General features: G+C 63.5%; 27 protein-coding genes and 1 pseudogene. 19 read left to right on the forward strand and 9 right to left on the reverse strand.

The annotated features are described in order from the left end of the window. From NKH12_RS24130 to fabD, 7 genes and pseudogenes are all read right to left on the reverse strand, one after another. Positions 1 to 119: pseudogene (locus NKH12_RS24130) on the reverse strand (guanylate kinase); the annotation flags it as partial. A 23-nt stretch (positions 120 to 142) separates the two neighbouring features. After that, the gene (locus NKH12_RS24135; RefSeq protein ID WP_352955453.1) at positions 143 to 1,033 is read right to left on the reverse strand and encodes a YicC/YloC family endoribonuclease; all 891 of its coding nucleotides are present in this window, start codon (positions 1,031 to 1,033) and stop codon (positions 143 to 145) included. 179 nt (positions 1,034 to 1,212) lie between these two features. After that, entirely contained in the window at positions 1,213 to 2,454 is a 1,242-nt protein-coding gene (mltG, locus tag NKH12_RS24140; RefSeq protein WP_352955454.1) for an endolytic transglycosylase MltG, read from the reverse strand. A gap of 102 nt (positions 2,455 to 2,556) precedes the next feature. Continuing rightward, a complete protein-coding gene (gene fabF, locus NKH12_RS24145) occupies positions 2,557 to 3,819 on the reverse strand; it encodes a beta-ketoacyl-ACP synthase II (RefSeq protein ID WP_352955455.1) in 1,263 nt (420 codons plus the stop codon). 34 nt (positions 3,820 to 3,853) lie between these two features. Continuing rightward, entirely contained in the window at positions 3,854 to 4,090 is a 237-nt protein-coding gene (locus NKH12_RS24150; RefSeq protein WP_006203723.1) for an acyl carrier protein, read from the reverse strand. A 189-nt stretch (positions 4,091 to 4,279) separates the two neighbouring features. Continuing rightward, positions 4,280 to 5,017: a 3-oxoacyl-[acyl-carrier-protein] reductase gene (gene fabG / locus NKH12_RS24155; RefSeq protein ID WP_352955456.1), complete on the reverse strand. Its 738-nt coding sequence runs from the start codon at positions 5,015 to 5,017 to the stop codon at positions 4,280 to 4,282. A 59-nt stretch (positions 5,018 to 5,076) separates the two neighbouring features. Beyond that, entirely contained in the window at positions 5,077 to 6,030 is a 954-nt protein-coding gene (gene fabD, locus NKH12_RS24160; protein ID WP_352955457.1) for an ACP S-malonyltransferase, read from the reverse strand. 267 nt (positions 6,031 to 6,297) lie between these two features. On the opposite strand from fabD, the gene NKH12_RS24165 reads away from it, so the two are divergent. The 15 genes from NKH12_RS24165 (at position 6,298) to NKH12_RS24235 (ending at position 20,820) form a co-directional block, all read left to right on the forward strand. Beyond that, on the forward strand, positions 6,298 to 8,223 hold the full coding sequence (locus tag NKH12_RS24165) for an LTA synthase family protein (protein WP_352955458.1): 1,926 nt from the start codon (positions 6,298 to 6,300) through the stop codon (positions 8,221 to 8,223). A 304-nt stretch (positions 8,224 to 8,527) separates the two neighbouring features. Then, on the forward strand, positions 8,528 to 9,022 hold the full coding sequence (rpsF, locus tag NKH12_RS24170) for a 30S ribosomal protein S6 (RefSeq protein WP_352955459.1): 495 nt from the start codon (positions 8,528 to 8,530) through the stop codon (positions 9,020 to 9,022). After that, complete coding sequence (gene rpsR / locus NKH12_RS24175) at positions 9,022 to 9,270, forward strand: 30S ribosomal protein S18 (protein ID WP_006203718.1); 249 nt, start codon at positions 9,022 to 9,024, stop codon at positions 9,268 to 9,270. The genes rpsF and rpsR overlap by 1 nt, the downstream gene beginning before the upstream one ends. A 211-nt stretch (positions 9,271 to 9,481) precedes the next feature. After that, the gene (gene rplI, locus NKH12_RS24180; protein ID WP_352955460.1) at positions 9,482 to 10,066 is read left to right on the forward strand and encodes a 50S ribosomal protein L9; all 585 of its coding nucleotides are present in this window, start codon (positions 9,482 to 9,484) and stop codon (positions 10,064 to 10,066) included. 176 nt (positions 10,067 to 10,242) lie between these two features. After that, on the forward strand, positions 10,243 to 11,532 hold the full coding sequence (locus tag NKH12_RS24185; RefSeq protein ID WP_352955461.1) for a cyclopropane fatty acid synthase: 1,290 nt from the start codon (positions 10,243 to 10,245) through the stop codon (positions 11,530 to 11,532). Between the two features lie 87 nt (positions 11,533 to 11,619). Beyond that, positions 11,620 to 11,943 (forward strand): YnfA family protein, encoded by a 324-nt coding sequence (locus NKH12_RS24190; protein ID WP_352955462.1) that lies wholly within the window; start codon positions 11,620 to 11,622, stop codon positions 11,941 to 11,943. 3 nt (positions 11,944 to 11,946) lie between these two features. Then, positions 11,947 to 12,909 (forward strand): small ribosomal subunit Rsm22 family protein, encoded by a 963-nt coding sequence (locus tag NKH12_RS24195; protein ID WP_352955463.1) that lies wholly within the window; start codon positions 11,947 to 11,949, stop codon positions 12,907 to 12,909. Positions 12,910 to 13,157: 248 nt separating this feature from the next. After that, positions 13,158 to 14,648 (forward strand): replicative DNA helicase, encoded by a 1,491-nt coding sequence (locus tag NKH12_RS24200; RefSeq protein ID WP_352955464.1) that lies wholly within the window; start codon positions 13,158 to 13,160, stop codon positions 14,646 to 14,648. A gap of 23 nt (positions 14,649 to 14,671) precedes the next feature. Then, positions 14,672 to 15,262 (forward strand): hypothetical protein, encoded by a 591-nt coding sequence (locus tag NKH12_RS24205; RefSeq protein WP_352955465.1) that lies wholly within the window; start codon positions 14,672 to 14,674, stop codon positions 15,260 to 15,262. Between the two features lie 4 nt (positions 15,263 to 15,266). Beyond that, positions 15,267 to 16,670 carry a DNA repair protein RadA gene (gene radA, locus NKH12_RS24210; RefSeq protein WP_352955466.1) on the forward strand — a complete coding sequence of 468 codons (1,404 nt, stop codon included), beginning with the start codon at positions 15,267 to 15,269 and terminating at the stop codon, positions 16,668 to 16,670. 28 nt (positions 16,671 to 16,698) lie between these two features. Then, positions 16,699 to 17,367: a CvpA family protein gene (locus tag NKH12_RS24215; protein ID WP_352955467.1), complete on the forward strand. Its 669-nt coding sequence runs from the start codon at positions 16,699 to 16,701 to the stop codon at positions 17,365 to 17,367. 78 nt (positions 17,368 to 17,445) lie between these two features. After that, positions 17,446 to 18,915 carry an amidophosphoribosyltransferase gene (purF, locus tag NKH12_RS24220; protein WP_352955468.1) on the forward strand — a complete coding sequence of 490 codons (1,470 nt, stop codon included), beginning with the start codon at positions 17,446 to 17,448 and terminating at the stop codon, positions 18,913 to 18,915. A gap of 112 nt (positions 18,916 to 19,027) precedes the next feature. Continuing rightward, positions 19,028 to 19,774: an SDR family NAD(P)-dependent oxidoreductase gene (locus NKH12_RS24225; RefSeq protein ID WP_352955469.1), complete on the forward strand. Its 747-nt coding sequence runs from the start codon at positions 19,028 to 19,030 to the stop codon at positions 19,772 to 19,774. 81 nt (positions 19,775 to 19,855) lie between these two features. Further along, entirely contained in the window at positions 19,856 to 20,485 is a 630-nt protein-coding gene (locus NKH12_RS24230) for a hypothetical protein (protein WP_352955470.1), read from the forward strand. Between the two features lie 131 nt (positions 20,486 to 20,616). Further along, entirely contained in the window at positions 20,617 to 20,820 is a 204-nt protein-coding gene (locus tag NKH12_RS24235; protein ID WP_352955471.1) for a hypothetical protein, read from the forward strand. Between the two features lie 11 nt (positions 20,821 to 20,831). On the opposite strand, the gene NKH12_RS24240 is transcribed toward NKH12_RS24235, so the two are convergent. Next, positions 20,832 to 21,338: an OsmC family protein gene (locus NKH12_RS24240; protein ID WP_352955477.1), complete on the reverse strand. Its 507-nt coding sequence runs from the start codon at positions 21,336 to 21,338 to the stop codon at positions 20,832 to 20,834. Positions 21,339 to 21,597: 259 nt separating this feature from the next. Between NKH12_RS24240 and NKH12_RS24245 the strand changes: the two genes are divergently transcribed. Further along, positions 21,598 to 21,852, forward strand: coding sequence for a hypothetical protein (locus tag NKH12_RS24245; protein ID WP_352955472.1), 255 nt, complete (start codon positions 21,598 to 21,600; stop codon positions 21,850 to 21,852). 75 nt (positions 21,853 to 21,927) lie between these two features. Continuing rightward, entirely contained in the window at positions 21,928 to 22,842 is a 915-nt protein-coding gene (locus NKH12_RS24250) for a DMT family transporter (protein WP_502910837.1), read from the forward strand. Between the two features lie 83 nt (positions 22,843 to 22,925). On the opposite strand, the gene NKH12_RS24255 is transcribed toward NKH12_RS24250, so the two are convergent. Next, positions 22,926 to 23,828, reverse strand: a complete 903-nt coding sequence (locus NKH12_RS24255) for a LysR substrate-binding domain-containing protein (RefSeq protein WP_352955474.1) — start codon at positions 23,826 to 23,828, stop codon at positions 22,926 to 22,928. Positions 23,829 to 23,937: 109 nt separating this feature from the next. On the opposite strand from NKH12_RS24255, the gene NKH12_RS24260 reads away from it, so the two are divergent. Continuing rightward, a complete protein-coding gene (locus tag NKH12_RS24260; RefSeq protein WP_352955475.1) occupies positions 23,938 to 24,345 on the forward strand; it encodes a tautomerase family protein in 408 nt (135 codons plus the stop codon). A gap of 176 nt (positions 24,346 to 24,521) precedes the next feature. After that, positions 24,522 to 26,744, forward strand: a complete 2,223-nt coding sequence (locus NKH12_RS24265) for an AMP-binding protein (RefSeq protein WP_352955476.1) — start codon at positions 24,522 to 24,524, stop codon at positions 26,742 to 26,744. The last annotated feature ends 185 nt before the right edge of the window (positions 26,745 to 26,929 follow it).

Raw genomic sequence — 26,929 nt, forward strand, 5'->3', positions numbered from 1 at the left:
CTGGAATCGCTCTCCAGAAGATTGCGCGCGATCGTCGACTTGCCGGCGCCGGACGGCGACGACAGCACGAGCATCAAACCCCGGCGGCGAATGCGGGAACCCAAATCCCTGGCAACCATAGGCTCCTTGGCGACCATCAGGGCTACTCCAGATTCTGGACCTGTTCGCGAAACTGGTCGACGACCGCCTTCAGCTCCAGCCCTATGGCGGTGATCGCAGCGGCGTTCGACTTCGAACACAGCGTATTCGATTCGCGGTTGAATTCCTGCGCCAGAAAATCGAGCTTGCGGCCGATGGCGCCGCCGCCTGCCAGCAGCACCCGACCGGACGCCACATGCGTGTTCAGTCGGTCGATCTCCTCGCGGATGTCGGCCTTGGTAGCCAGGAACGCCGCTTCCAAATGCAACCGGCTGGCGTCGAGATTGGCGGAAGCATCCATCAGCAGCCGAACCTGCTCGGCAATCCGTTCACGGATCACCGCCGGCTCGCGCGACGGATCGGCCTCGGCGCGCAGCGTCAGCGCCTCGATAGCGTCGATATGGCCGGACAGCAGCGAGCGCAGGGCGGCGCCCTCGCCCTGGCGTGCTTGCTCCAGCCCGCCCAGCGCCACTTCGAGCGCGGAGAGAATCGCGTTGTCGAGCGCCGCACGCGCCTCTTCGGTTTCGGTGGTTTCAGGGATGTCTAGCACGCCGCGGAGCGAAAGCAGCCCGTCGGCTGTCGCAGGCGCTGCGCCGAACTGCTCCTGCAGCCGCTTGGCCAGCCCGGCCAGATCCCTCAGGAAGTCCTCGTTGACCACGGGCTGCGCCTGCTGGCCGGCGGCGCGGCCGACGGTCAGCGTCGCCTGGAAATTGCCGCGCGCAAAGCGCTTTTGCACTGTCTGCCTGATGGCCGGCTCCAGCCGCTCGAGGCCCTGCGGCAGCCGCAGTCTGACCTCGACACTCTTGCCGTTGACCGACTTGACCTCCCAGGCGATCGACGTTCCGTCATGTTCGGCGACGGCCCGTGCAAAACCGGTCATGCTCTGCAAATTCATGATGCCCTTGCTTCCCCCTGGCGCACGACCCCGGAAGCGGTTCCGGGCCAGACCATGCGCCGCTTCAAAATGCCGGAGCGCCCTTCTCGCCGAATCGGACGCAAGAGGCTCCTGATCACAAAATCAGCACGTCCCTGCCGTCAAACGAATAGGAGGGACGATCCCAGAACCGTCCGGCGCTACTGCGCCGCCGCTCCCGCGTCGACATCATCGCCGCCGTCCACCGGCGCATCGGTCTGACCTTCCACCTTGGCGGCGTCGGCCTTGGCAGCACCAGCTTTGGCGGCTTCATCGGCCAGCTTCTTCTGCAACGCCCGGTAGCGGGCGACGTTCTCGTTGTGCTCGGCAAGCGTCGCGGCAAAGACGTGACCGCCGGTGCCGTCGGCGACGAAATAGAGGTCGTCGGTCTTCGACGGGTTGGCCACCGCCTCCAGCGCCGCGCGGCCGGGATTGGCGATCGGCGTCGGCGGCAAGCCATTGATCAGATAAGTGTTGTAGGGCGTCGGCTTCTTAATGTCCGACTGGTAGATCGGGCGGTCCGCGGGTTTGCCCTTGCCGCCGAACAGGCCGTAGATAATGGTCGGATCGGACTGCAGCCGCATGCCCTTGGCCAGCCGATTGAGAAAGACGGCGGCGACCCGTGAGCGTTCGTCGCCCTTGCCCGTTTCCTTCTCGACGATCGAAGCCAGGATGACGAAGTCGTCGACATTGGCCAGAGGCAGATCGGGGGCGCGTCGCTGCCAGACGTCCTCGACCAGCTTCTTCTGATCCGCCAAAAGCTTGTCGACCATCTGCTGGCGTGTCGCGCCGCGGGTGAAACGCAGCGTGTCGGTAGCAAGGCTGCCCTCGGGTGGAATGGTCGCCGGCATATCGCCGTCGAGCGCTGCCTGATCGGCGATGCGCTGCAGCGCCTGCTCGACCGTCAGTCCCTCGGGGACGGTCAGCGAATACATCACGGACTTGCCGCTCTTCAGCAACTCCATGATGTCGCGCATGGAGGCCTGCGGCTTGATCTCGTATTCGCCGGCCTTCAGTGCCGAGTCATTGCCAAAGGCACGCACGCCAAGGCGGAAGATGCGCGCGTCGCTGATCAGTCCGCGCCGCTCGAGCTGCTCTGCAATTTCCTGGACGCCGGTGTTCGGCTTGACCAGGAAGGTGTCGGCATTGGCAGACGGGCCGGGCTCGTTGAATTCCTGCTTGCCGAAATACAATGCAAAACCGGCCGCCAGAACCAACAGCATCACCAAGGAGATGACGAAGTTCATGAACACAACGAACTGGCTTCGCGAGGCGCGCGAGCGCTTGGGCGGCGGCGTGCCGGCTTCAGGCCGCAATGCCTCGCTGGCCGTCTTAGGCACGATCGGACTCGACGGTGTGGACCGTTGCCCGAATTCCCCGTTGTCCGCCGCATTCGTGTTCATGGCGCCCTACCGTTTGGTCCTGCAACGAATCCCCTTGGGCAGAGTAGGGGCGAATATGGCAAAATTGACGGCACGCATCCACCGTGCCGGCCGGCGGACCGGTCAGCCATTGTAGCGCTGGAAGACCAGCGAGGCGTTGGTGCCGCCGAAGCCGAAGGAATTGGACAGCGCCACGTCGATCTGGCGGGCGCGCGGCTTGTGCGGCACCAGGTCGATCGCCGTTTCGCGTTCCGGGTTGTCGAGATTGATGGTGGGCGGCGCGATGTTGTCGCGAATGGCGAGAATCGAAAAGATCGCCTCGGCGGCGCCCGCCGCGCCCAGAAGATGGCCTATCGACGACTTGGTCGACGACATCGATATTTTCGACGCGGCGTTGCCGACCAGCCGCTCGACGGCGCCGAGCTCGATCGTGTCGGCCATGGTGGAGGTGCCGTGCGCATTGATGTAGTCGACGTCCGCGGGCGTCAGCTTGGCCCGGTTCAGCGCCGCAACCATGCAGCGGAAGGCGCCGTCGCCATCTTCGGCCGGCGCGGTGATGTGGTAGGCATCGCCGGTCAGGCCGTAACCGGTGACCTCGGCATAGATCTTGCCGCCGCGCGCCTTGGCGTGTTCCAGCTCCTCCAGAACGACGACGCCGGCACCCTCGCCCATGACGAAGCCGTCGCGGTCACGGTCATAGGGACGCGAGGCCGTTTCCGGAGCGTCGTTGCGGTCGGTCGACAGCGCCCGGCAAGCGGCGAAACCGGCGATCGACAGCCGCGTCACCGGCGCTTCCGCGCCGCCTGCGACCATCACGTCGGCATCGCCCCACATGATCAGCCGGGCAGCATCGCCGATGGCGTGCGCGCCGGTGGAGCAAGCGGTGACGACGGCATGGTTGGGGCCTTTCAGCCCATGCCGGATCGAAACCTGGCCGGATACGAGATTGATGATTTGGCCGGGGATAAAGAACGGGCTGATGCGGCGTGGACCGCGCTCCTTCAGGATCATCGCGTTCTCGGCGATGCCTTCGATGCCGCCGATGCCGGAGCCGATCAGCACGCCGGTGGCGCACTGCTCCTCATGCGACTTCGGCGCCCACCCCGAATCCTTCAGCGCCTCGTCGGCAGCCGCGATCCCGTAGAGGATGAAGTCGCCGATCTTGCGCAGTTCCTTCGGCTCGAGAACGGCCTCGGGATTGAAGGTGGCGTTCTCACCATTGCCGCGCGGAATGACGTGGGCGACCTTGCAGGCAAGATCCTCCACCTCGAACTCGGTGATGCGCTTGGCTGCGCTGCGGCCGGTCAGAAGCTCCTTCCAGCCATGCTCGAAGCCCACGCCGAACGGCGAAAGCAGCCCAAGGCCCGTGACGACGACACGCCTCATCGCAGGTCCTCCTCGGTGATGACTGCAAATAGCGTCAGGCCGAAGCCTTATCGATGTACTTCACCGCATCGCCAACAGTCAGAATAGTTTCGGCCGCATCGTCCGGGATCTCGACGCCGAATTCCTCTTCGAACGCCATGACGAGTTCGACCGTGTCGAGACTGTCCGCGCCCAGATCATCGATGAAGCTCGCCTGCTCCGTCACCTTATCGGCATCGACGCCAAGGTGCTCGATAACGATCTTCTTGACGCGCTCTGCGGTGTCACTCATTTGGGCATCCTCGTCTTTTGTTTGTCTGTCTTCGTTAGCGGGCAGAATGCCGCTAATCAAGCTGAAAGATGGTCCTGTCGGAAACGCAACGGTACCGGACCGGTTTTTGCCCGAACCGCCGGGTTGCGGGCCGCATTACACGAAAATCGGCCTGGCTCCAAGGCGAAAACGGGTGTTTTCCCGCAACTGTCAAATCATCGCCATGCCGCCATTCACATGAATGGTCTGGCCGGTGACATAGGCAGCTTCGTTGGAAGCGAGGTAGGCGACGGCGGAAGCGACTTCGGCGCTGGTGCCCATGCGCCGTGTCGGGATCGCCGCCATGATCGCCTCTTTCTGCTTGTCGTTGAGCTTGTCGGTCATCGCCGATTCGATGAAGCCCGGGGCGACGCAGTTGACGGTGATATTGCGGGTGGCGATCTCCTGCGCCAGCGACTTGGAAAAGCCGATCATGCCGGCCTTGGAGGCGCAGTAATTGGTCTGGCCGGGATTGCCGGTGACGCCAACCACAGAGGTGATGTTGATGATGCGGCCGTGCCGGCGCCGCATCATCGGATGGGTGAGTTCGCGGGTCAGCCGGAAGACGGCGGTCAGATTGACCTCGAGCACCGTGTCCCAATCGGCGTCCGCCATGCGCACGAACAGCCCGTCCTTGGTGATGCCGGCGTTGTTGACAAGAATGTCGACGCCTTCGAGATCGGCCTCGACCTTCTGGCCAAGCGCCTTGACCTCGTCGCGATTGGAAAGGTTCGCCGGGAACAGCTTGACCCGGTCGCCGAGCTCAGCGGCCAGCGTCTCCAGCTTTTCGACGCGGGTGCCGTGCAGGCCGACGATGGCGCCCTGCGCATGCAGCACCCGGGCGATCGCCTCGCCGATGCCTCCCGATGCGCCTGTGACGAGCGCCTTGCGGCCGGTCAATTCGAACATGTCTTGTCTCCTGATCTAAGAGGACACCCTTCACAGGGGTGGGGTCAAATCTCGGTTGGTTATGCGAGCGCCCCCAATGCCGCCTCGACATCGGCTGGCGTGCCGACGGCGCCGGTGGCGATGTGGCGGTTGATGCGCCGCGCCAGTCCCGACAGCACCTTGCCGGCGCCCACCTCGTACAGCGTCGCAATGCCATTCGCGCCGAACCACTCGACGGTTTCGCGCCAGCGCACGCGCCCCGTCACCTGTTCGACCAGGCGGCGGGCAATTGCGTCCGGATCGCTGGACGGGGTGACCGACACGTTGGAGACCACGGGCACGAACGGCGCGTTCTTCGTCACACTCGCCAGCGCCTCGCGCATGATCTCGGCCGCCGGTGCCATCAGCGCCGAATGGAAAGGCGCCGAAACCTGCAGCATCAGCGCCCGCTTGGCGCCCTTTTCCGTGCACAGTCTCGCCCCCAGTTCGACCGCTGCCCTGGCGCCGGAGATCACCAGTTGGCCACCGCCATTGTCGTTGGCGATCTGGCAAACTGAATCTCTGGCTGAACCTTTGGCCGCTTCAGCGCAGGCGTCGTCGACATCGGCCTGTTCCAGCCCGATGATCGCCGCCATGGCGCCTTCGCCGGCCGGCACAGCCGCCTGCATGGCATTGCCGCGGATACGCAAGAGCCGGGCGGCATCGGCGACCGAAACGAAACCGGTTGCGGCAAGTGCCGAATATTCGCCAAGCGAATGGCCGGCGACATAAGCGACCTTGTCCTTCAGCGAGAAGCCGCGCGATTCCAGCGCCCGGATCGCGGCGAGCGACACAGCCATCAGCGCCGGCTGGGCATTGGCGGTCAGCGTCAGTCTCTCTTCCGGCCCTTCCCAGATCAGCTTCGACAGGTTTTCGCCAAGGGCGTCGTCAACCTCTTCGAATATCTTCCGCGATTCTGGAAAGGCGTCGGCGAGGTCCTTGCCCATGCCGATAGCCTGGCTGCCCTGTCCCGGAAAGGTGAATGCGACGGCCATGTGTGGCTCCCAAGCGGCTGATTTTTCTTGCCTGTGACGCAAGGCGGGCGGGCAAGTCAAGTCCGCCATCAGCCCGACCCGGGCCGCGCCGGCTCGGTATCGCTGGCCGAGTCCCTGTTCCAAAAGGCTTTTTTTCGATCACTCATGATGAAAATCGCTCACGATTCGTTTGCTGGCTCTTCTTATTTCAGCCACAGGCGCTAGCTTTTCGTGACATATCGATGACAGCTCAATGACACTTTTGTGTATGGTCGGGGGAATTGTAAGGTGGCAAGGACTAGGAAAGGCGTTGGCAAAGCCGCGCCACAGTTTCTGGAAGGCGATCCGGCCACCGGCTATCTGCCGGGCCGGAAATGGCCTGTTATACGCTATGGCCTCGTCAGCCTTCTCGCCGCCACCGTCCTAGTTTTTGCGATCGAACTGATCGTGCGCGGCGACTTTGCCGGAACCGTCGCCTTCTTCCTGCAGCCCTTCAAGCCGGGCTGGACCACCATCATCATCTTCGCGCTGATCCTGGTCGGCCTCGACGCCGTGCTCGGCCGCAGCCACCAGAGCCTGATGATCGTCGCGCCGCTGACCCTGGCGCTGGCCTTTGTCGGCCATCAGAAATCGCTCTATCTCGGCGATCCGCTCTATCCGACCGATTTCCTCTATTCACGCCAGATCGTGGCGCTGATGCCGCTTCTGGTGCGCGAACGCCCGGGAACCGCCCTCGCCTTGGCGGTCGGCATCGTCGGCGGGCTGTCGCTGCTCGTTTATGGCTGGCGGCTGTGGCGCCGCCGCGTGCCGGCGCTCAGCCGCAAGGGGCGCCTGGCCCGGCTGACGCTGACCGTGCCGCTGCTCGCCTTCTTCGTCTCGATCATGGACTACGCAACCTTCTCGTGGACGCGTGACCGGCTGCAGATCATCCCGATCATGTGGGACCAGAAGGAAAACTATGCCTCCAACGGTTTTGCGCTCGCCTTCGCGCTCAACGTGCCGATGGCCCATGTCTCGGCGCCTGCCGGTTATTCCGACAAGTCGATCGCGGCAATCGACAGGCCTGCTGTGAAGGCCTCGGTGCCGGCCGAGAAGCCCGACATCATCATTGTCATGAGCGAATCCTTCTGGGATCCGACCGAGCTGCCCGGCGTCACCATCACGCCCGATCCGATTCCCAATGTGCGGGCGCTGCGCTCGGGCTACATGTTCTCACCCGAATTCGGCGGCATGACCGCCAACGTCGAATTCGAGGCGCTGACCGGCTTTTCCAACGCCTTCCTGCCGGCCGGCAGCATCCCCTACCAGCAATATGTCCGCGCGCCGGTGCCGTCGATGGCGACGTTCCTGAAGAGCCAGGGTTATGAGACGCGCGCTATCCATCCCGGCACGAGCTGGTTCTGGAACCGCACGCCGGTCTATGCGGATTTCGGCTTCGACGACTTCAAGTCGGAAGAAAATATGCCATATCTCGAAAAGCGGGGGCCGCTGGCCTCGGACGCGGCAATGACCGACGAGATCATCCGTGAGGCTGACGCCACCGACGATCCGTTCTTCTTCTTCGCCGTCAGCCTGCAGAATCACGGACCCTACGAGCCTAACCGCTACTACAATCCGACCCACAAGGTGCAGGCGCCGACCAGCCAGTGGGCAAAGGATTCACTGTTGAGCTTCACCGAGGGTGCATCCGACGCCGATAAGGGCCTCGAGCGCCTTGTCGAATGGGCGAAGAACCGCCAACGGCCGACAGTCATCGCCTTCTTCGGCGACCATCTGCCGCCGCTCGGCCCGGTCTATGTCGAGACCGGCTTCCTTAGGGATAACGTCGCGCCGCGCAAGGAGCCGCCTGACGAGATGCTGCTGCATCACCAGACGCCGCTCGTCGTATGGTCGAACCGCACCGGGCCGGCCGCGGACATGGGCGCGGTGAGCCCGGCTTTCCTGCCCTACCATATCCTGACCACGGCCGGGATCAGCCATCCCTATTACACCGGCTTCCTCGGCCAGATGCGCGAGCGCTACAGCGTCGTCGATCGTAATTTGTTGATGACGCCGACGGGCGAGGACACGCCCGACTGGGCGCGGCAGAAGAAGATCGATCCGGCGATCAACGATTTCCGCCTGATCCAGTACGACATGATGTTCGGCAAGCGTAAAGCCGCGCCCGACTTCTTCCCCGAAACGGTGAACAAGCTCGTCCCCCATACAAGCTGAAGGCGCCGCACGACATGTCGTCCTCGCAGCGGCGGATTTTCGGTTCACCCTTGCATTGTGGCCGAATTGCTGTATAGACGCCCGCAATCTGCCGGTCCTTGCTGGGGGCTGAACGGAGGGCCGGAGGTTTTTTCGAAAACCTTCGTGTGAAGCCAGAAGCGCTTCCGCCTCCCGTGTCTCCGCTCTCGACCGTCTCGTGATGCTCCTTTCTTCCCCGTCCCCTCCAGGGATCGGCGGGTCAGAGAAGTTGCAGAGGCTTTTGCCGCGGGAACCGGGAGAGAAACGAAGAAAGGCAAAGAACAATATGGCTCTTTACGAACATGTGTTTCTTGCCCGGCAGGACCTCTCGCAGCAGCAGGTCGATGCGCTTGTCGAACAGTACAAGGGCGTCATATCAGCGAATGGCGGGTCCGTCGGCCGGGTCGAGAACTGGGGACTGAAGTCCCTCACCTACCGGGTCAAAAAAAACCGGAAGGCATATTATACGCTGATGGACATCACCTGCCCGCCGGCCGCGCTCAACGAGATGGAGCGCCAGATGGGCCTGTCCGAGGATGTGCTGCGTTTCCTCACCATCAAGGTCGATGCGCATGAGGAAGGCCCGTCGGCGATGATGCAGAAGCGCGAAGAGCGCTCGGAACGCGGCGGCTTCGGCGACCGTGACCGTGGCCCGCGCTCGTTCGGCGACCGTGATCGCGGCGACCGTGGCGATCGCCCGCCGCGCAGCTTCGGTGGCGATGCGGGTGCAGACCGTGGTCCGCGTCGTCCGCGCGAAGGTGTTGAAGGGGGTGCAGAATAATGGTCGACATCAACCAGATCCCGACCCGGCGCCCGTTCCATCGCCGCCGCAAGACCTGCCCGTTCTCCGGCGCGAACGCGCCTAAGATCGACTACAAGGACGTACGTCTTCTGCAGCGCTACATTTCCGAGCGCGGCAAGATCGTGCCGTCGCGCATCACCGCCGTCAGCCAGAAGAAGCAGCGCGAACTCGCCAAGGCGATCAAGCGCGCCCGCTTCCTCGGTCTGCTGCCCTACGTGGTTCGCTAGCGCTCTTTCAGCGGGCGGTTCGCCGCCCGCTTTTCCCACGGCGACGGGCGCCGCAGGGTTGCCATCAAATCCCGGGTTGAGGTGAAGACCTCTAACTGCCGCGACAGGCAGGACAGCGACATAGGCGGCGACGCCCTCAGCTTCCTGACCTGTTCCAGACAATTCGGCGTCGATGCCAGTGATTTGGCGCCCAAGCGAAGGAACAAAAACCATGGATGTCATTCTTCTCGAACGCGTTTCCCGCCTCGGCCAAATGGGCGATACCGTCAAGGTCAAGGATGGATTCGCCCGCAACTTCCTGCTGCCCCAGGGCAAGGCGCTGCGCGCCAACGAAGCCAACAAGAAGAAATTCGAAGGTCAGCGCGCCCAGCTCGAAGCCCGCAACCTCGAGCGCAAGTCCGAGGCCATGCAGATTTCGGAAAAGCTCGACGGCAAGAGCTTCATCGCCGTGCGTTCGGCCGGCGAAACCGGCCAGCTCTACGGCTCGGTGTCGACCCGCGACATCGCAGAGCTTTTGATGGCGGAAGGCTTTTCGGTCAACCGCAACCAGATCCTGCTCAACCAGCCGATCAAGACCATCGGCCTTACCAATGTGGCGATCGCGCTGCATCCGGAAGTCGAGGTCACCATCACGCTCAACATCGCCCGCACCGCCGACGAAGCCGAGCGCCAGGCCAAGGGCGAGACGCTGACCACAGCCGAAGCCATCTATGGCGACGACATCAACGACAATGCGCGCCCGGACAACTTCTTCGATCCCAATGCCGAGTTCGAAGGCGGCGAAGACAACGGCTGATTGCACGTCACAAGGCGTCAGAGCGGCGCTTTAAAACGTTTCGTCGGCTTCCAGTCATTTCTGGACCAATGCCCGGGCCCTTCGCCTGGGCATTTTTGTGCCAAAAGGAACTTTCCGAACCCCTATATGTTGAGGCAGAGTAGGACAGCGTGTCTGACCGAGAGGGGACATTGGTCATGAATATTCTGCTGAAACGCATTCTCGACCGCCTGGTGCGCACCGGCAATCTCAAAGTCACCGGGCCGAAGGGCCTCTCGGTGATTTTCGGCGATGGCACCGGCGAGCCGGTGCACATGCACATCAAGACCGCGCATGCCGAGCGCGCCATCACCTTCGATCCGATGCTGGCTGTGCCGGAGGCCTATATGGACGGCGAACTCGACATACTCGAGGGCGGCGTGCTGGGGGTGATGCGCATCGCCTTCCAGAATATGGGTAGCGGCGGCATCGACGCCACCTGGTCGAAGGCGATCGAGGGCCTGCGCCACGCTTTCCGCCGCCTGCAGCAGATCAACACGGCGGCGCGCGCGCGACGTAACGTGCAGCGCCACTATGATCTGTCGGGCGACCTCTACCGGCTCTTCCTCGACGAGGACATGCAGTATTCCTGCGCCTATTTCGAGCAGCCGGACATGACGCTCGATGAGGCGCAGGCCGCCAAGAAGCGCCACATCGCCGCCAAGCTCAGGCTGAAGGCCGGCCAGACGGTGCTCGACATCGGCTCCGGCTGGGGCGGGCTCGGCCTCTATCTCGCCAAGTCCTTCGACGTGGACGTGCAAGGTGTGACGTTGTCGACCGAGCAGCATGGCGTCGCCACCGACCGCGCCCATGCGCAAGGCCTGGAAAACCGCGCGCATTTCGAAGTGAGGGATTATCGCGAGCTCAATGAGCGCTTCGACCGCATCGTCTCGGTCGGCATGTTCGAGCATGTCGGCGTCAACCACTACCGCACTTTCTTCGACAAATCGGCGACGCTCTTGAAGCCGGACGGCGTCATGCTGCTGCACACGATCGGCCGCTCCGGCGCGCCGTGGGCAACCAGCGCCTTCATCCGCAAATACATCTTTCCGGGCGGCTACATCCCCTCGCTCTCGGAAGTGATGCCGGCGATCGAGAAGTCGGGCCTTATCGTCACCGACATCGAAGTCCTGCGGCTACATTATGCCGAGACGCTGAAGCATTGGAGCGCGCGCTTCGCCGCCAATCGCGACAAGGCCAAGGCGATCTATGACGAACGGTTCTGCCGTATGTGGGAGTTCTACCTAGCAGCTTCGGAAGCTGCCTTCCGCTGGCAGGATCTGGTGGTGTTCCAAATCCAGATTGCCAAGAAGAACGACACGCTGCCGATGTCTCGCGACTATATGGCCAAATGCGAGAAGGCGCTGGAGATGCGCGACATGGGGCATCGCCCAAAAGCCCCTGCCGCCAAGCCCGCGCGACGCCGCAAGGTGGCAGACACGGAATAGACTGCCGGCGATCACGCCATTGCCGCTTGCCATCGCCGGCCCTAGCGCTGAAAAAAGGTCCCGTCGCCCGCCGCGAGACCTTTTTTCATGACCTATCTCATCTACATCGTTGCTGCCCTTGCCGAGATCGCCGGCTGCTTTTCGATCTGGGCTTGGTGGCGGCTGGAAAAGTCACCGCTGTGGCTGGCGCCGGGCCTGGTTTCGCTCGCTTTGTGCGGCTTCCTGCTGGCGCTGGTAGACATCAGCGCGGCGGGCCGTGCCTATGCTGCCTATGGCGGCATTTACATCGCCGCCTCGCTCGGATGGCTGTGGCTGGTGGAAGGCGTGCGCCCCGACCGCTGGGATCTTGCCGGTTCCGCGCTCTGCATCGTTGGCGCCTCGGTCATCCTGCTCGCACCTCGGGGTGCCTGAGCTATGGAACTGCCTATCCCACTTCGACAGGGCGTCGAGCGCCTCCTCGAAAAAGTGCCGCTGCCGACGCTGAAGCAAGCGGCAAAAACGCTGTCGGACCGCTACCGCGCCGAACTGCGCGACGGCCGTCTGCACATGGCCGAGGAGATGGCGGTTAAGGCCTATCTGGCGACGCGGCTGCCGGCGACCTATGCCGCCGTCCGTGCCAGCCTCGATGCGCTCAGCGAGGCAAGACCCGATTGTGCTCCGAAAACCCTGCTCGATATAGGCGCCGGCCCTGGTACGGTGCTTTGGGCCGCGCTCGATCTCTGGCCCGACCTCGAGCAGGCGGTGCTCATCGAGGCGAGCGCCGCGGTGCGCCGGGTCGGCGAGGCGCTTGCCACTGAGGCGATGACGGCCAGGGTCGCCTGGCTGGCCGGCGATGTCACCATCGATCTCGCCGACCTCAAGCCGGCCGAGTTGGTCACCTGCGCCTATGTGCTGGACGAGATCGGACCGGCGTCGCTGCCAAAACTCATCGACCGGCTCTGGCACCTGACCGACAACACGCTGCTGGTCGTCGAGCCGGGCACACCGGCCGGATGGCAGCGCATCCTTGCCGTGCGCCGGCAGCTGGTCGAGGCGGGCGCGCATGTGCTTGCGCCTTGCCCGCATGAGGCGCCCTGCCCGCTCGTGCCGCCCGACTGGTGCCATTTTTCGCGCCGTGTCGCGCGTTCGCGCCTGCACCGGCTGGCCAAGGACGCCGACGTGCCGTGGGAAGACGAGAAATTCATCTACGTCGCCGCCTCCCGCCACGCTGTTGCCCCGCCGCAGGCGCGTGTGATCGCACCGCCGAAATCGGGCTCCGGAAAAGTCCTGCTGAAACTTTGCGAAAAGGATGGCAGCGCCGGCGAAAAACTGTTCACCAAGCGCGATGGCGATGCGTTCAGGCTGGCGCGACGGTTGGACTGGGGCGACACAGTCTAATCTCGCATCGATTCCTGTGCAGCTCGCTTCTCTTCGATTTTGTTCTTGCTTTGTTCAAAGCGTCGCGTAGAATCGCGACCTTGCCGAGTCAAATGGAATCAGAGCCCGGGAGTTCTGTCCTGTGGACGGTTTGCCGTTCCTGTGAACAGCGGGCATCAACGCTGATTGAGCGCGAGTGATGCATATAAGTCAGCACCGGCTTTTTCTCGTTCTGATATCGAGAGACCGGGATCGAAATCGGGGACATTATGGCAGAGGCAGCACGAAAATTCGGCGTGGCGGAAACACCGCTCTATCGCGAGGCACCGAACAACATCGAAGCCGAGCAGGCACTGCTCGGCGCCATCCTCGTCAATAACGACGCCTTCTACCGCGTCTCGGATTTCCTGAAATCCGGCCATTTTTACGAGCCGTTGCATAGAAAAATCTTCGAAGTCGCCGCCGAACTCATCCGTATGGGGAAGATAGCGACACCGATCACGCTGAAGACCTTCCTGCCTGCCGACGAGAAGGTCGGCGACATGACGGTTGCGCAATATGTCGTGCGGCTGGCCGTCGAGGCAGTCACCGTGGTCAACGCCGCCGACTACGGCCGCGCCATCTACGATCTCGCCACGCGACGCGCACTGATCACCGTCGGCGAGGACATGGTGAACATCGCCTATGATGCGCCGGTCGACATGTCGCCGTCCGAGCAGATCGAGGATGCCGAACGGCGCCTGTTCGAACTGGCCGAGACCGGCCGCTATGATGGCGGCTTCGAGAGCTTCACCGACGCGGTTAAAACCGCCGTCGACATGGCCAACGCCGCCTATATGCGCGACGGGCACCTGTCGGGCGTCGCCACGGGCCTGCGCGATCTCGACCGCCGCATGGGCGGCCTGCAGCCGTCCGATCTGATCATCATCGCCGGCCGCCCCGGCATGGGCAAGACGTCGCTCGCCACCAACATGGCTTTCAACATCGCCGAAGCCTATGTACCGGCGCAACAGGCCGACGGCTCGTTCAAGGCGGCAAATGGCGGCGTCGTCGGCTTCTTCTCGCTCGAAATGTCGTCGGAACAGCTCGCCACCCGCATCATTTCCGAACAGACCGAAATCCCGTCGTCAAAAATCCGCCGCGGCGAGATCAGTGAGATGGATTTCGAAAAGCTGGTCGCATGCTCGCAGACGATGCAGAAGATCCCGCTGTTCATCGACCAGACCGGCGGTATTTCTATTGCTCAGTTGTCTGCCCGCGCGCGTCGCCTAAAGCGCCAGCGCGGCCTCGACGTCATCGTCATCGACTATATCCAGCTGATGCAGGGATCGAGCGCGAAATCCTCACAGAACCGCGTGCAGGAGATCACCGAAATCACCACCGGCCTGAAGGCGCTAGCCAAGGAGCTTGCCGTACCGATCATCGCGCTGTCGCAGCTGTCGCGCCAGGTCGAAAGCCGTGACGACAAGCGCCCACAGCTTTCGGATCTGCGTGAATCGGGCTCGATCGAGCAGGACGCCGATGTGGTGATGTTCGTCTACCGCGAGGAATATTATCTGAAGAACCGCGAGCCGAAGCCCGGCACCGACGAATACATCAAATGGGAAAACGAGATGAACGAGATGCGCGGCAAGGCCGAAGTCATCATCGCCAAGCAACGCCATGGGCCGACCGGCTCGGTCAGCCTCGCCTTCCAGGGCGAGTTCACCCGCTTCTCCGACCTCGCCGAGGAGCATCATATTGCGGAGAGGTTTGAGTGACCTCTTGATCTTGGAGCGGCGGGTTGGACTTTAGCGACATCTATCAGAGGTTGAAATTTGAAGAGTACGAAATCTCTGAGGACGAACGCATACAACTCACCGATTATTTAAGATCGAGGGGTTCGATTTCTCGCCCAGAATCACACGCGGTGTTTTGTTATTCCAGCGAGTCGACCCCCGAGAACGTCAAATTGGTGAGAAAATTCCTTGCCGAAGATACTGATGACTATGCCCGCAGTGCCGCAGTGGACGGCCTCTATCGAATTTGGCGTTTGGGAACAGCTTCCGATGTCAACGATCTGCTGGGCTTTTTGGCTCTCTGGTCGGTGGAGTCCCGGCATGACACCTCGATGGCTGCGATCGGGTGCGCTTTTCATTTGATGCATCAGCGGAACGATCACCGCCTTTCGATAGGACTTATGGGCTTGCTAGAGACGCTGCACGAAGAGGTCAGGCGAGAGAATGAATTGCGGTCGATTTATTCATCTATGCGTGTTGGTCCGCACAGGACCATTGGGCCCAGAGCAACGGACAGCGCCGCACTCATTTCGATACGATCGAAGAGGCTTTGCCGGTTTTTTGGGATCGCTCCAAATACCTCTTGGAATCAATAAACTGATGGCCAAAACGCGGGTCCAGTTCATTTGCCAGAATTGCGGATCGGTGCATCAGCGCTGGGCCGGCAAATGCGATGCCTGCGGCGAGTGGAACACGCTGGTCGAAGAAGGCACGTCCGGCGGCATCGGCTCGGGTCCCGCCAACACCCGCAATGCGCGCAAGGGCCGCGCCGTGGTGCTCACGACTTTGTCCGGCGATATCGAGGATGCGCCGCGCATCGTCTCCGGCATCGGCGAACTCGACCGCGCCACCGGCGGCGGGTTCGTGCGCGGCTCGGCCCTTCTGGTCGGCGGCGATCCCGGCATCGGCAAGTCGACGCTGTTGACCCAGGCTGCCGCAGCGCTGGCGTCCAAGGGCCACCGCATCGTCTATGTCTCGGGAGAAGAGGCGGTTGCCCAGATCAGGCTGCGTGCGCAGCGGCTCGGCGTCGCCGATACCCCGGTGGAGCTTGCCGCCGAAACCAATGTCGAGGACATCCTCGCCACCATCGCTGATGGCAAGCGGCCGGATTTGGTGATTCTGGATTCGATCCAGACCTTGTGGACCGACATGGCCGATTCGGCTCCCGGCACCGTCACCCAGGTGCGTGCCGCCGCCCAGGCGATGATCCGCTATGCGAAATCCACGGGGGCGGCGATCGTGCTCGTCGGTCACGTCACCAAGGAAGGCCAGATCGCCGGGCCGCGCGTCGTCGAGCATATGGTCGACGCAGTGCTCTATTTCGAGGGCGAAGGCGGCCACCATTACCGCATCCTGCGCACGGTCAAGAACCGCTTTGGACCGACCGACGAGATAGGCGTCTTCGAAATGTCTGATATGGGCCTGCGCGAGGTCGCCAACCCGTCCGAGCTTTTTCTCGGCGAACGCCATGCGAAGGCGCCGGGCGCCGCGGTTTTCGCCGGCATGGAAGGCACCAGGCCGGTGCTGGTCGAGATTCAGGCGCTGGTGGCGCCGTCGTCTCTGGGCACGCCGCGCCGCGCCGTCGTCGGCTGGGACGGCGCCCGACTGTCGATGATCCTCGCTGTTCTCGAAGCCCATTGCGGCGTCCGCTTTGGCACCCATGACGTCTATCTCAACGTCGCCGGCGGCTACCGTATCTCGGAGCCGGCTGCCGATCTGGCGGTGGCGGCCGCGCTGGTTTCCTCGCTCACCGGCCTTGCCCTTCCCGCCGATTGCGTCTATTTCGGCGAAATCAGCCTTTCGGGCGCCGTGAGGCCGGTTGCACATGCGCAGCAGCGCTTGAAGGAAGCCGAAAAGCTGGGTTTTGGAAGCGCGGTTCTGCCCTTGGGCAGCGAGGAACTTGCCGGCGGGATAGGGGCCGGCGCTTTCCAGCCCACCGAGCTTGCCGATCTCGTGGCGCGCATAGCCGGCTCACGGCGCAGCCGCGCCGACGAGCAAGAGTGACGCGGCTCATGAAGTGGGGCAAAAAGACATGCCGATTACGCTGCTTGACGGAATTCTCGTCGGCTTCACCTTGGTCTCGGCGATGCTCGCCATGGTTCGCGGCTTTTCCCGCGAGATCCTCTCCGTCATCTCCTGGATAGCGGCAGCGGCGGCGGCGTTCTTTTTCTACCAACCGGTCCTACCTTACGTTCAGCCCTATGTCGACAATGAGAAGATTGCCATGGCCGCCGCCGCCGGCATCGTCTTCATCGTCGCGCTGATCGTCGTTTCCGTCATCACCATGAAACTCGCCGACTGGATCATCGATTCCAGGGTCGGCGCGCTCGACCGCACGCTCGGTTTCCTCTATGGCGCGGCGCGCGGCATTCTGGTCGTCGCGGTGGCCCTGCTGTTCTTCAACTGGCTGGCCGGCCCCAAGGCTCCGGGCTGGGTCGCCAACGCCAAGTCGCGGCCGCTGCTCGAATCGATCGGCGCCAAGCTCGAAAGCCTGCTGCCCGAGGATCCGGAGAACGCGATCCTCAACAGGCTCAATCCGAATCAGCCGGCACCCGAGACCGGCGCCGAGACGCCTCCGGCGGCCGACGCGCCGGCGACGGACGCACCGGCAGCCGGCGACGATGCCCCGGCGCTCGACGGGAGCGCGACTGACGCGCCACCGGCCGACAATGCACCGGCCAATCCGGCGCCGGCAAACTGACGATCATGTGAAAGCCGCAAACTCTACGTTGCTCTTGGGCAGTCATCACACTATATAGCGACTTTAGCGGAGCTGAAGATGGCAGACGCAGACGACGTGCTTTCCGCCGAAGCTGACGATCATTTCCATGACGAATGCGGTGTGTTCGGTATTTTTGGCAGGCAGGACGCCGCGGCTATCGTCACGCTCGGCCTGCATGCGTTGCAGCATCGCGGCCAGGAAGCGGCCGGTATCGTTTCCTATGACGGCACCCAGTTCCATGTCGAACATCATGTCGGCCTGATCGGCGACACCTTCACCAAGCAGCGCGTCATCGACAGCCTGCAGGGCAACCGCGCCATCGGCCACACGCGCTACGCCACCACCGGCGGCGCCGGCCAGCGCAACATCCAGCCGTTTTTCGCCGAGCTCGCCGATGGCGGCTTCGCCGTCGCCCACAACGGCAACCTCACCAACGCCATGACCGTGCAGCGCGCGCTTCAGAAACAAGGCGCGATCTTCTCGTCGACCTCCGACACCGAGACGCTGCTGCATCTGGTCGCCACCAGCAGGGAACGCGATCTCAACTCGCGCTTCATCGATGCCGTGCGCCAGGTCGAAGGCGCCTTCTCGCTCGTGGCGATGACTTCCAAGAAGATGATCGGTTGCCGCGATCCGCTCGGCATTCGCCCGCTGGTGCTCGGCGATCTCGACGGCGCCTGGATCCTGGCTTCCGAAACCTGCGCGCTCGACATCATCGGCGCCCGTTTCGTGCGCGACCTGAAGCCCGGCGAGATGGTCGTCGTCACCGCCAAGGGCATCGAGAGCCTGTTTCCGTTCGAGCCGCAGAAGACCCGCTTCTGCATCTTCGAGTATGTTTATTTCGCACGCCCGGATTCGTCGGTCGAAGGCCGCAACGTCTACGAGGTGCGCAAGCGCATCGGCGCCGAGCTGGCGCTGGAAAGCCCGGTCGACGCCGACATCGTCGTGCCGGTGCCGGACAGCGGCACCCCGGCGGCGATCGGCTTTTCGCAAGCCGCGGGCATCCCGTTCGAGCTCGGCATCATCCGCAATCACTATGTCGGCCGTACCTTCATCCAGCCCGGCGATTCGATCCGCCACATGGGTGTCAAGCTCAAGCACAACGCCAACCGCCACATGATCGAAGGCAAGCGCGTGGTGCTGGTCGATGATTCGATCGTGCGCGGCACCACGAGCCAGAAGATCGTGCAGATGGTGCGCGATGCCGGCGCCAAGGAAGTGCACATGCGCATCGCCTCGCCGCCGACACGCGCTTCCTGCTTCTACGGCGTCGACACGCCGGAGAAGTCGAAGCTGCTCGCTTCGCGCATGTCGGTAGAAGAGATGGCCGAGTTCATCCGCGTCGATTCACTCGGTTTCCTGTCGATCGACGGGCTGTACCGCGCCGTCGGCGAGGCCGGCCGCGATAATGAGCAGCCGCAATTCTGCGATGCCTGCTTCACCGGGCAATATCCGACCCGGCTTGCCGACTTCGAAGGGTCGGACAATGTGCGCACGCTGTCGCTGCTGGCGGCGGGAGGTTCGTAGGTCTTGCTGCAAACCGCGAAATTTCGCCGGTTTGCAAATTTCGTCGCGATTGCTGTGTCGCGCCCCTCTGTCCTGCCGGACATCATAAAGCGCTAACCTTCGGAGCTGCCCGGTGACCCCTGCCCTCGACCTTTCCGGCCGCGTCGCGGTCGTCACCGGTGCCTCGCGCGGCATCGGCTACTTCATCGCCCTGGAACTTGCCGCCGCCGGAGCGCATGTCATCGCGGTTGCCCGCACCGTCGGCGGACTGGAAGAGCTTGACGACGAGATCAAGGCGGCGGGCGGCCAGGCGACGCTGGTGCCGCTGGACCTCGCCGACATGGCCGGCATCGACCGGCTGGGCGGCGCCATCCACGAGCGATGGGGCAAGCTCGACATCCTGGTCGCCAATGCGGCGGTGCTCGGCGTCATCTCGCCGATCGGCCATGTCGAGGCCAAGACTTTCGAAAAGGTGATGACCATCAACGTCACCTCGACGTGGCGGCTGATCCGCTCGGTCGACCCGCTGCTCAGGCTCTCCGACGCCGGCCGTGCCATCGTGCTTTCCTCCAACGCCGCCCATTCGGCGCGCGCCTTCTGGGCGCCCTATGCGTCGTCGAAGGCGGCAGTCGAGACCATGATGCGTTCGTGGGCGCATGAGACGGAAAACCTGCCGCTCAGGGTCAATGCCGCCGATCCCGGCGCCACCCGCACCGCCATGCGGGCGCAGGCGGTGCCCGGCGAGGATCCCGAAACGCTGCCGCATCCCCGGGAGATCGCCAAACGCATCGTGCCGCTGGCCAGCCCTGCGCTTAGGGAAACCGGGCTGATCTTCCAGGCCAAGCACAACCGCTTTGTTGCCTACCGGCACCCGGAGTAGACGCACCACGCATCTTGGCGGAAGAATTTCGCCGCCACCGACGTTGTTGGAATGCCAAGTTTTCGCAAACGGAGGACCATCATGCGCAGACTGCTTCTCGTTACCGCCGCTGCATCGCTGGCAGCCATCGGCGTCGCATCCTCACAGGATACGACAATGAGCTTCTTCGTCACCAGCGTCGGCTCGGGCAAGGGCGCCGATCTCGGCGGCCTCGCAGGCGCCGATGCGCATTGCGCCTCGTTGGCCGAAGCCGCCGGCGTTACCGGCAAAACATGGCGCGCCTATCTCTCGACCAGCGATACCGATGCGCGCGATCGCATTGGCAAGGGACCGTGGTTCAACGCCAAGGGCGTCAAGATCGCCGACGATGTCGCTTCGCTGCATAGCGATGCCAACGCCATCACCAAGCAGACGGCGCTCGACGAAAAGGGCGAAGTGGTCAACGGCCGCGGCGACAAGCCCAACCGGCATGACGTGCTCACCGGCTCCAAGCCCGACGGCACGAAAATAGCCGACCAGACCTGCGGCGACTGGACGCTCAGCGGAGCAGAAGGTGCGGCAATGACGGGCCATCACGACCGCACCGGTCTCGACGATTCGGCCGCCGCCAAATCGTGGAATTCCTCGCACGCTTCACGCGGCGGCTGCAGCCAGGAGGCGCTGAGGAGCACCGGCGGCGACGGCCTGTTCTACTGCTTTGGCGTAAACTGAGCCGTTCCAACAGACGTAGGACATTCAAGCGGGCTGTAATGCCGTGGCGAACCACCGCGTCCGGCCCGCTTTCGTCGATTGCCCGGAGTTGATAGGATCGCCCGACTCCCACAACAAACGAGGAAATTTCCATGGCTTCGAGCGTAGCGTTGGTCTGGTATCTTGTGATTGCCGGCCCGCAAGGCGGCATGGTGGTGCTGCCCAGCACGTTCGACACCCGTGAACAGTGCACCTCCGCCGTCACCGAATATCAGAAGCAGCCGACGCCGGCCGGCTGGTCGGTGCAGTGTGTGCCGAGCGCCTCGCCCTTCGCCGACGAGGGCGAAAGTGAGTAGCCGGCGCGCGTTCAGCGCTGAGCGCTGACCGTCAGTTCCGGCTTGGTATTGATGGTCTGAAAAACCACGCAATACCGTTCGGTCAGTTTGAGCAGCGCGTCGATGCGCTCTTGTGGCTCGTCGGTGTCGAGGCCGAAATTCAGCCGGATGGCGCGGAAGCCGACCGGCGCATCTCTTGTCACACCTAAGGTGCCGCGAAAGTCGAGATCGCCTTCGGCCTCCACCGTGGCGGCGCCGAGCTTGAACTCCAGCGCCGTCGCCACCGCCTTCAGCGTCACGCCGGCGCAAGCGACCAAGGCCTCCAGCAGCATGTCGCCCGAGCACAGTTCGAGCCCCGAACCGCCGGTAGCCGGATGGAGACCGGCAACGGCGAGCGTCCTGCCGGTCTCGACCTTGCAGGCGATCGACTGGTTGTCGATCGAGCCCTTGGCCCGAAGCGTGATCAGCGCGCGCGATGCGTCATCGCGATAGGCCTCCTTGAGCGGCGCCTGCATGGCCTTCAGTCTGGTGGCGTCCATGTCCAACCCTTTTTTGACAGTCATCTTCATTGCTCGTCACGATACTCGAATAGAACCGGTACGGCCTAAAATCTCGATTTCACGACATTTGGATCAGACTGACAAGCGGTCCGGAGATTGCTGCGTCATTAGACCTGGTGCTTTTTTCAAACGACCTGAGACCGCCACGCGATGACGCCATCCGTCCGCGCCCGTACCTCGGGTGTGGCCAGGCAGGTGGCGACGGCTCGTAGCCGGGAGTGCCGGGGTACGGCGCGACATGCATTGGCTGGCTGTGATTGGCGAGGCAGAGGATGATCGCTTCGTCGGTGCCGACGGCCGTCAGGTCCAGGATCGCGCAGGAGCGCGTGAGCAGAAAAAGCGGTCGACCCCTGGGACCAGCCCTGCCCCAACACAAGCTCGCCACTGGCGCAGCGCCGCGCAGGGTTCTGTCCGTGTAGCGTACGCCGTGGCGCTGATCGTCGCGGCCGGCCTGCTGATCACCGGCAACGAACATTTCCGCAAGTGGCTGTAGGATACGGCAACCCTGCTGACAGTGCGGTGTCAGGACAAGGCAGTATAGTCTGGTGACATGACGGAATCGCTAAGCATGCCAGCCACCACCGACACCGCAGCCGAGCGCACCTTTGGCATCATCCTGGTTTCGGCGTCGGCGGCGGTCTTCGGGCTCACCGGCGTGTTGACCAAGTCGATCCATGCCGACCCGCTGACCATCACCTGCTGGCGCGGCTTTGTCGGCTCGATCCTGATCGCCCTCTATGTGTTTTGGCGGCGCCGCCGCTCCGGCAGGCGTGAAAGCCTGCGCCTCGGCTGGCGCGGCTGGCTGTTGGCGGTAGAAGGAGCGCTCGCCAGCATCGCCTTCGTCTCGGCGTTCAAGTTCACCTTCGTCGCCAATGTCGCGATCATCTATGCCACCGCGCCCTTCGTCACCGCGGTACTTGCCTTCGTGCTGGTCCGTGAGCGCTTCCGGCTGCAGACGCTTGTCGCCGCCGCCGTGTCGCTCAGCGGTGTGGCGATCATGGTCTGGTCCGGCTTCGGTACCGGCCATCTGTTCGGCGACGGGCTGGCGCTGCTGATGACAATCGGCAGCGCGCTCTACATGATCATGGTGCGCGCTTTCCGCGACACGCCTGTGGTGTGGGCCGGAGCGGTGTCGGCGTTTCTTTTGTTTGTGCTCGGCTGGTTCGTCACCGATCCGTTGGCGGTCTCGGCCAGGGACGCAGTGCTGCTCGTCGCCTTCGGCATGTCGTTCGCGCTCGCCTCTATTTTGTGGACGGAGGGCGCGAGGCTCATCCCGGCGGCCGAATCCGGCCTGCTGGGCTCCGCTGAAGTACCCTTCGCGATCCTGTTCGCCTTCCTGTTCCTGGCCGAGGTCCCGCCGGCCGCCAGCATGATCGGCGGCGCCATCGTGCTCTGCGCGGTCTTCGCCCATGCCGGGCGCGACTGGCAAGCGGCGAGGCAGCGCTCTGCGGGTGGAAAATCTGCCCCTGAAATAAATTTATAAAGTCACGGAACCATCTTCAGGTTCAGGCATTGTTGAGTCCGACGGGTCATCCCAAGTCCCCCAAACCCCTCGGCCCGTCTAACCTATAGCCGACCGCAAGGTCGGCTTTTTCTTTCGCGAAATGAGCTTGGTGCGCCTGCCAAGGCAAGGTTGCCGCTGAACAGCGCAGCCAGATCCTGTGCGGGGGGCTCGGCATCCTGGCGCAGCCGGATGGCGAATTCGGCGATGGGAACCGGCGGCAGCCCAAGGTCGCGCGGTGCCTCGACGAGGCCGAAATGGGCAAAGCGCACCGTTCGCAGCGTCAGAGCAATGCCGGCATTCACCGCCGTGCGCAGCCCGGCCAGGCTGGCACTGCCGGCGGCGATGCGGTAGCGGCGGCCGGCCGTGTCGAATGCCGCGATCGCCGCTTCGCGAAAGCCGCAATGCGGATCGAGCAGTGCCAGCGGTACCTCGTCCTGGCGCGAGATCAGTCCCTTTTGCGAACAGAGCCAGACCATCGGCTCGCGGAGCACGCCCACTTCGTCCGATGCCGGTGCCTGGCGCATGGCGATCGCCAGATCGAGGGTGCCGGATTGCAGCGCCTGCGCCAATTCGGCGGAGCGGCCGACGCGCAATTCGATCCTGACGCGTGGATGGGTCACCGCGAAGGCCCTGAGCAAATCCGGCAGCCCGCTGTCGGCGAAATCCTGCGTCGTGCCGATGGCGACGCGCCCGTCGGCCCGCACGCCCTTGAGGGCCAGCCACGCCTCGCGATGCAATGCCAGAATACGTCGTGCGTGGCCGACCAGATCCTCCCCGGCCGGCGTCAGGCCGCGGCCCCGCCCCTGCCGCGCCAAGAGCGGTTCACCGACGATATCCTTCAGCCGCTGCATCTGCGCCGTCACCGCCGAAGGCGAGCGACCGACGATCGATGCTGCCTGCGCCAGCGAGCCGCCGTCGACGAAGGCGAGAAAGGTCTTGAGGAGATCGGGGTCGAGCGTCTGCATGATTCAGGTATACAGAAGTGTTAGCTTCAAACAATTCGATTTTTTTGGCGCTAGAACCGTGGCATGGTTTTTCCCAGCGGCGCAAGACGCAACCCCCTAGGAGAACGAAATGCCGATCATCAATGTCAGCGTTACCGGCAGACCCGATGCCGCTCTGTCCGCCACCATCGCCAGGGAGGTGACCGAACTTACCGCAATGCATCTGCGCAAGGATCCGACCATCACCGCGGTCGCCATTTCCTATCTCGACCCGCAGCACTGGTTCGCCGGCGGCAGGTCGCTGGCCGAGCATGGCGTCAAGACCTTCTGGCTCGACATCAAGGTGGTCGACGGCACCAACACCAAGCTCGAGCTGGAGGCGTATCTCAAGGCGATCTTCGCCGCCTTTGGCCGCTTGCTGGGTGAGATACATGAAGAAAGCTACGCCTTCGTGCATGAAGTGCCGGCTGCCGCCTATGGCTATGGCGGCAAGACGCAGGAATTCCGCTTCATCAGCGGGAGGTTGAAAGCGGCTTGAGCAGCGCCGTCCAGTTCCACGCTCATCCCGCAAGTCATGTTGGCGACGGTGAAGCGTGACAGGCCGGCAGTCAGCCCTAGCCGAGCAGCATTGACGTTGATCCCACTTCGTCTAGGTTCTCATTGAAGCGGCCAAGAAAGAGCCGTGACGTGAGAATCTGTTGGGAGAGACGCGGCATGATCCTGACACTGGCGCTGCTTGCGGGCCTCGTCGCGGCCTGGCTGCTGATCGCCGTGGTGGAAAAATTCCGCCTCGGCCTGCGCTTCACCCAGGCGCTGCTCTACGTGCCGTTCAAGCTCGCCTACCGGGTTGCCGATGAGCGCATCAAAATCGCCCGCGCAGCACCCGTGCCGGTCATCTATGTGATTTCGCACCAGTCACGGTTCGAACCGGCGCTGATGCTGTCGCTGCTGCCGGAAGATACGCTGCACATTCTCGACCAGGCCTCTGCCAGGTCGCCCTGGCTCGAACCATGGCGCGAGCTCGGCCGCACCATCGCCTTCAACGCCGAGCATATCTTCGTCAGCCGCCGGCTGGTGCGGGTGCTGAAGGGCAAGGGCCGCCTTGCCGTCTATCTGCCGGATGCGGTCGAGCCTGATATCAAGACATTTCGCCTGTTTCGCGCCGTCACCCGCATCGCCATGCAGGCCGATGCCCGGATCGTGCCGATCTTCGTCGCCGGCGCGCGCACTCTTCCGGTGTCGCTGACGCCGGCGGACAAGGCGCCGCGGCGCTGGTTTCCGCGCCTGTCGGTCAGCGTGCTGGAGCCGATGACCATCGCCGAGCTGGTAGCGCGAAACCCTGATCAGTCCTCGAACACCAATACGCTGTTCGACCGTTTCGCCGAAGCCCGGCTTTTCGGCAGCGATCTTAATCGCGGCCTGTTCCTCGCGGTGCGCGACGCGGCCGACCGAGTCGGCGCCTCGCATCCTATCGTCGAAGAGGTGGTCAGCGGCACGTTGAACTACAGAAAACTGTTCATCGGCGCGCGGGTGCTGGGCCGCCGCTTCGAGGCGGTGACGGCGCCGGGCGAAGCGGTTGGAGTGCTGCTGCCCAACGCCAATGGTGTCGTGCTGTCGCTCATTGGCTTGTTGTCGGCGAGCCGGGTGGCGGCGATGATCAACTACACCGCAGGCCCGGCCAGCGTCACCGCCGCCGTGCGCACGGCGGAGATCCGCACCGTGGTCTCGTCGCGAGCCTTTATCGACAAGGCCAACCTCGCTGACATCGTCGCGGCGGTGGAAGAAGGCGGCGCCAAGCTGTTGTGGCTGGAGGATGTACGGGCCAGCGTAACCGTGCTGGACAAGCTCGCTGCCGCCTTGCTGTGGCGCTGGCCGCTGCAGCCGCAGAATGCGGCCAAGCCAGCAGTGATCCTGTTCACCTCAGGCTCGGAAGGCACGGCGAAGGCGGTGGTTCTGTCGCACAGAAATCTTCTCGCCAACGCCATGCAGGCTGAGGCCCGCATCACCATCTCGCCGGCCGACATCCTGCTCAACGTGCTGCCGGTGTTCCACTCGTTCGGGCTTACCGGCGGCACCATCCTGCCGCTGGTCACTGGCGTAAAACTGTTCCTCTACCCCTCGCCGCTGCACTACAAGCTGATCCCCGAGGTCGCACGCAAGGCAGGGCCGACGGTCATGTTCGGCACCGATACGTTCCTCGCCAACTATGCGCGCACCGCCAAGGACGGCGATTTCTCCAGCCTGCGCTTCATCGTGGCCGGCGCCGAGGCGGTGAAACCGGAGACGCGCCGCGTCTACCGGGAGCGCTTCCAGGCCGAGATCATCGAAGGTTTCGGGCTGACCGAGGCAGCGCCCGTCGTTGCCGTCAACACCGCCATCCACGGCCGCGACGGCACGGTCGGGCGGCTGTTGCCGGCCATGCGCATGAAGCTCGAGCCGGTCGAGGGCATTAGCGGCGCCGGACGATTGTGGCTAAAGGGGCCGAATTTGATGATGGGCTACATGACATCAGATCGGCCCGGGGAATTGCAGCCGCTCGACGGCTGGCACGATACCGGCGACATCGTTTCTGTCGACCGCGAAGGCTTCATCACCATTCGCGGCCGGGCCAAGCGCTTCGCCAAGATCGCCGGCGAGATGGTGTCACTGGGCGCGGTCGAGATGCTGGTGCAGTCGCTGTGGCCGGAAGAGCACCACGCTGTGGTGGCGGTGCCGGACAAGCGCCGCGGCGAGCGTATCGTGCTGGTCACCACCGCTGATGACGCCGACCCCGATGAATTGCGCAAATTCGGCAGACAAGCCGGTGCCGCCGATCTGATGGTGCCGAACGACATCGTCAAGGTCGAGGAAATCCCGGTGCTGGGTTCAGGCAAGACCGACTATGTCGCGACCCGCAAACTGGCGATTGACCGACTTGGGCTAAGCGCGGCAGCTTAGCGCCTAGAGCGCTTGCGTTTTGGTGGAACCAAAACCTCGCTCTAACTCTTTGTTTTAGCGCACTTTAAACGAAGACGTTTGGCTGCAAATGCTCTAGGCCGTGTGGACAGTTACCGCAACCATAGGACAATAGCCGCGAGAGTGACAACGGCGCGGTAATTGCGGGCGGTTTTCTCGAAGCGGGT

This window comes from Mesorhizobium sp. M1322, from assembly GCF_040318085.1.
Classification (GTDB): domain Bacteria; phylum Pseudomonadota; class Alphaproteobacteria; order Rhizobiales; family Rhizobiaceae; genus Mesorhizobium.

Bases quoted from the DNA above. Each gene is read 5' to 3' on its own strand.
- NKH12_RS24260 (WP_352955475.1), top strand. From the start codon at position 23,938: ATGCCGATCATCAATGTCAGCGTTACCGGCAGACCCGATGCCGCTCTG.
- NKH12_RS24135 (WP_352955453.1), bottom strand. From the start codon at position 1,033: ATGAATTTGCAGAGCATGACCGGTTTTGCACGGGCCGTCGCCGAACAT.
- fabF (WP_352955455.1), bottom strand. From the start codon at position 3,819: ATGAGGCGTGTCGTCGTCACGGGCCTTGGGCTGCTTTCGCCGTTCGGC.
- rpsF (WP_352955459.1), top strand. From the start codon at position 8,528: ATGGCTCTTTACGAACATGTGTTTCTTGCCCGGCAGGACCTCTCGCAG.
- NKH12_RS24245 (WP_352955472.1), top strand. From the start codon at position 21,598: ATGCATTGGCTGGCTGTGATTGGCGAGGCAGAGGATGATCGCTTCGTC.
- mltG (WP_352955454.1), bottom strand. From the start codon at position 2,454: ATGAACACGAATGCGGCGGACAACGGGGAATTCGGGCAACGGTCCACA.
- fabG (WP_352955456.1), bottom strand. From the start codon at position 5,017: ATGTTCGAATTGACCGGCCGCAAGGCGCTCGTCACAGGCGCATCGGGA.
- NKH12_RS24250 (WP_502910837.1), top strand. From the start codon at position 21,928: ATGCCAGCCACCACCGACACCGCAGCCGAGCGCACCTTTGGCATCATC.
- rplI (WP_352955460.1), top strand. From the start codon at position 9,482: ATGGATGTCATTCTTCTCGAACGCGTTTCCCGCCTCGGCCAAATGGGC.
- NKH12_RS24240 (WP_352955477.1), bottom strand. From the start codon at position 21,338: ATGGACGCCACCAGACTGAAGGCCATGCAGGCGCCGCTCAAGGAGGCC.
- purF (WP_352955468.1), top strand. From the start codon at position 17,446: ATGGCAGACGCAGACGACGTGCTTTCCGCCGAAGCTGACGATCATTTC.
- NKH12_RS24230 (WP_352955470.1), top strand. From the start codon at position 19,856: ATGCGCAGACTGCTTCTCGTTACCGCCGCTGCATCGCTGGCAGCCATC.
- rpsR (WP_006203718.1), top strand. From the start codon at position 9,022: ATGGTCGACATCAACCAGATCCCGACCCGGCGCCCGTTCCATCGCCGC.
- NKH12_RS24215 (WP_352955467.1), top strand. From the start codon at position 16,699: ATGCCGATTACGCTGCTTGACGGAATTCTCGTCGGCTTCACCTTGGTC.
- NKH12_RS24235 (WP_352955471.1), top strand. From the start codon at position 20,617: ATGGCTTCGAGCGTAGCGTTGGTCTGGTATCTTGTGATTGCCGGCCCG.
- NKH12_RS24185 (WP_352955461.1), top strand. From the start codon at position 10,243: ATGAATATTCTGCTGAAACGCATTCTCGACCGCCTGGTGCGCACCGGC.
- radA (WP_352955466.1), top strand. From the start codon at position 15,267: ATGGCCAAAACGCGGGTCCAGTTCATTTGCCAGAATTGCGGATCGGTG.
- NKH12_RS24190 (WP_352955462.1), top strand. From the start codon at position 11,620: ATGACCTATCTCATCTACATCGTTGCTGCCCTTGCCGAGATCGCCGGC.
- NKH12_RS24265 (WP_352955476.1), top strand. From the start codon at position 24,522: ATGATCCTGACACTGGCGCTGCTTGCGGGCCTCGTCGCGGCCTGGCTG.
- NKH12_RS24255 (WP_352955474.1), bottom strand. From the start codon at position 23,828: ATGCAGACGCTCGACCCCGATCTCCTCAAGACCTTTCTCGCCTTCGTC.
- fabD (WP_352955457.1), bottom strand. From the start codon at position 6,030: ATGGCCGTCGCATTCACCTTTCCGGGACAGGGCAGCCAGGCTATCGGC.
- NKH12_RS24195 (WP_352955463.1), top strand. From the start codon at position 11,947: ATGGAACTGCCTATCCCACTTCGACAGGGCGTCGAGCGCCTCCTCGAA.
- NKH12_RS24150 (WP_006203723.1), bottom strand. From the start codon at position 4,090: ATGAGTGACACCGCAGAGCGCGTCAAGAAGATCGTTATCGAGCACCTT.
- NKH12_RS24200 (WP_352955464.1), top strand. From the start codon at position 13,158: ATGGCAGAGGCAGCACGAAAATTCGGCGTGGCGGAAACACCGCTCTAT.